General features: G+C 73.1%; 4 protein-coding genes. 3 read left to right on the top strand and 1 reads right to left on the bottom strand.

The window, feature by feature from the left end:
- The 3 genes from FNH05_RS34715 to FNH05_RS34705 form a co-directional block, all read left to right on the top strand.
- On the top strand, positions 1-209 hold a 209-nt coding region (locus FNH05_RS34715; RefSeq protein ID WP_144593084.1), incomplete at its 5' end, for an SDR family oxidoreductase.
- Between the two features lie 50 nt (positions 210-259).
- Positions 260-1114, top strand: coding sequence for an SDR family NAD(P)-dependent oxidoreductase (locus tag FNH05_RS34710; RefSeq protein WP_144593083.1), 855 nt, complete (start codon positions 260-262; stop codon positions 1112-1114).
- A gap of 120 nt (positions 1115-1234) precedes the next feature.
- Positions 1235-2725 carry an SDR family NAD(P)-dependent oxidoreductase gene (locus FNH05_RS34705; RefSeq protein WP_144593082.1) on the top strand — a complete coding sequence of 497 codons (1491 nt, stop codon included), beginning with the start codon at positions 1235-1237 and terminating at the stop codon, positions 2723-2725.
- 157 nt (positions 2726-2882) lie between these two features.
- On the opposite strand, the gene FNH05_RS34700 is transcribed toward FNH05_RS34705, so the two are convergent.
- On the bottom strand, positions 2883-3516 hold a 634-nt coding region (locus FNH05_RS34700), incomplete at its 5' end, for an SDR family NAD(P)-dependent oxidoreductase (RefSeq protein WP_144593081.1).

The following is a 3516-nucleotide window of genomic DNA, read 5'->3' as shown; positions in this document are numbered from 1 at the left end:
ATGCGGCCGCCCCCGGTTTCGTGGACACCGAGATCGCCGAAACCGGGGACCTGGCGAAGGTGCGCGACAGGACGGTGGCCACCCTCCCCCTTCCCCGCGCGGGACGGCCCCACGAGGTGGCGGACGCGGTCGCGTGGCTCGCCTCCGACGAGTCCCGCTACGTCACCGGCCAGCTCGTCCACGTCGACGGCGGCTGGTTCCGGCACTAGTTCCGGCACGGGAACACCGAATACCGGCACAGGGAAAGGAGAGCGACGCGATGAACAGCAGTCCAGCGGCACGCCTGGCGGGCCGGGTCGCGCTGGTCACCGGGGCGGCCTCGGGGATCGGGGCCGCCACCGCACGCCGGCTGAGCGCCGAAGGAGCGTCGGTCGTCCTCGCCGACATCGACGCCGACGGCGCGAAGAAGGTGGCCGAGGAGATCACCGCGGCAGGCGGCGAAGCGACCGGGACGGCCTGCGACCAGACCGACCCCGACCAGGTGGAGGACCTGTTCTCCCCGGCATCACCGCTGCGGGACCGCCTGGACATCTGCGTGGCCAACGCCGGGTGGGGCCGGTTCGGTCCCTTCCTGGAGATCCCGCTGCCGGTGTGGCGCAAGACCTTCGACGTCAACGTGACGGGCACGTTCTCGGTGTGCCAGGCCGCGGCCCGGCACATGGTGTCCCTCGGCCGCGGCGGGTCCATTGTGGTCACCTCCTCGTGCGGGGCGGTGAATCCGGTGGCGCTGTTCGCCGCGTACTGCTCGGCGAAGGCGGCGCTGAGCATGATGGTCACGGTGATGGCCTACGAGCTCGGCCAGTACGACATCCGCGCCAACGCCGTGCTGCCCGGCGTGACCGAAACCGCGATGACCAACGCGATGCTCGCCGACGGCGGGAAGGCCTACACCGAAGCGGAATCGCCCCTGGGGCGCAACGGCCGTCCGGAGGACATCGCGGCCGCGGTGGCCTTCCTCGCCGGGGATGACGCGGCGTTCGTCACCGGCGCCAACCTGCTGGTCGACGGCGGGGCGACCGCCTTCTCCCCCGGCTGGTTCGGCACCGACTTCCGCCGCCGGCACGAAACGGCCTGGATGCCGCGCCACGCGCAGTGGAGCCCGGGCCCCGCCTGACCCGGTACCGGCGGTCACCATCGGCCCCGCCACTGGGTACCTGCGGGCCGATGGCAGGCCGGGACGGGCCCCCTACCGTGGGGAAGGGACATCACCTTCACTGGGAAACGGGGCCGTTCGATGACGACCAAGCCGGTATCCCCCTCGCTGCGGCCGTGTGCGTCGCGGGTCGAAGTGGACGCGCCGCACGACACCGCCGGGGAGTGCCTGCGGGACCTGTTGTCCGGCATCGGGTTCACACTCGATGCCGGTCTCAACGGTACGACTGATTCCGCGTTCTGCGCCCTGCGACTGGGAAACGCGCTCTACGGCGCGCCCGCGCCCCCCGCCGCCCTCGACCGGGCGCGGGTGCGGGAAGTGGTGGACCGCCTGGCGGCGCGGGGCGGCGGGCGCATGGTGCTGGTCACCGATTTCACCACCGTGCCCGCCGGCACCGCCGATCCCGGGGACACCGCCCGGCAGGCGGCGGAGGTGCACTGGTGGCGGCAGTGGGCCGCCAGGGCCGCCCGGCACGGCGTGCGGATGAACGTGATCAAGCTGGGCTACTCGCCGTTCCTGGGCCACGCGCTGCCCGAACAGGCCGGATCCGACCTGCTCGCCCACCAGATCGTGCGGCGTCCCGTGGTGGCGGCCGACCTTCGGAACGCGCTCACCCTGCTGCTCAGCGCGGGTCTGGACACCATGGTCGGCGAGGTCCTGCCGCTGGACGGCGGGCTGGAGACGACGCTGGTGTCCGCCGCACCCGCGGGTTCGGTCCGCGCGGACGACTCCACGATCCCGCCCCGAGAGCCCTGGTCGCTGGCCGGGCGCACGGTGCTCGTCGCGGGCGCCAGCAGCGGGATCGGGGCCGCCACCGCCGTCGAACTCGCGCGCCGCGGCGCCGATCTCGTGCTGGCCGCCCGCCGCGAAGCCGAACTGGAGGCGACGGCCGAACAGGCGCGGGCCGTCTCCGGAAGTCGCGTGTGGACGGTCCGGGCCGACCTCGGGGTGCCGGGAGCGGCGGGCGAGCTCGCCGACATCGCGGTCCGGGCGGCGGGCGCGGTGCACGATCTCGTGTACACGGCGGGAGTCCTCGTCCGCGACGATCCGCGCACGGACCCGACCGGTCCGCGGGAACAGGCCTTCCGGGTCAACGCACTGTCCTATGCCGACCTCGCGGAAGCGCTGGCCACCCGGTGGGCACGCGACGCGCACCGCGGATCCATCGTGGGCGTCTCGTCGTCGAGCGCCACCATCGCGCTGGTGCCAGGGCTGTACAGCTACAGTTCGAGCAAGGCGGCGATGGAGCAGCTCAGCCTGCATCTGGCGGCGACCTTCGCCCGCTACCGCATCCGGGTCAACGCGGTGATCCCCGGGTTCGTCGACACGCCGATGGCGGCGACCGCGGACCCGGCCTTCGTGCGCACCTCGATGAGCCGCGTGCCGGTGGGCCGGTCGTCGGCCCCCGAAGACCTCGCCGCCGCCATCGCGTACCTGGTGAGCCCCGGGTCGAGCCTGCTCAGCGGCGCCAGGATCCGGGTGTGCGGCGGGATCGCCACGCTCGGCCCGCTGCCGGACCGGCAGCCCCAGCACCCACGCGCCGAGGCCGCCGCGGCTCACCCCGGTCGCTAGGGCCGTGAGGGGACCCCTCACAGGAATCCGCAGCCCTCTCAGGGCGCTCACCCAGCCCAACGGCAAGCCGTGAAGGGTCCGCTTCACAGTCGAATCGACTGTGAAGGGGCCCTTCACGGCATTACGCCGGACCCCGGAGGGTGGGACACGCGCCCGGTCAGGCGCTGCCGCCGTCGACGGAGAACGCCTCGCCGGTGATGGCGCGGGCGCCGTCACTGAGCAGGAAGGCGGTCAGGTCGGCCACCTCGTCCGGTTCCACGAGCCGCCGCAGGCTCGTGTTGCGCACGGCGCTGCGCCAGTAGCGCTCCCACGTGAGCTCCGGCGTCCCGCCGAATCTGCGCATGCTGGCCACGAAACTGCCGCCCAGTTGCCGTTCGTCGCGCAGCATGCCGGTGTCGGTCAGGCCGGGGCACACCGCGTTGACCCGCACCTGGTACGGCCCGGTCTCCATGGCGAGGCACCTGACGAGCCCGTTGACCCCCCACTTCGACGCCGAGTACGCCGAGGTCGCGGGGGACCCCCGCTTGCCGGCGGAACTGGAGACGAGCACGATCGCCCCCGACCGGCGCCGCATCATGCCGGGCACCACCACCCGGCAGAACCGGAAGGCCCCGTTGAGGTTCGTGTCGATGGTGGCCATCCACGACCGTTCGGTCTGCTCGCACAGGAAGGTCTGGCCGGTCGCGGTCGCCGCGCTGTTCACCGCGAGCGCGACCGGGCCGAAGCGGTCCTCGATGCCGTCGACCGCGGTGGACAGGCGGTCCAGGTCCCGCACGTCGGCGCTGAAGTAG

This window comes from Amycolatopsis rhizosphaerae (assembly GCF_007713715.1).
Lineage (GTDB): Bacteria > Actinomycetota > Actinomycetes > Mycobacteriales > Pseudonocardiaceae > Amycolatopsis_E > Amycolatopsis_E rhizosphaerae.
The sequence above is the reverse complement of the archived record's forward strand: the minus strand, read 5'-3'. Positions and strand labels throughout refer to the sequence as shown.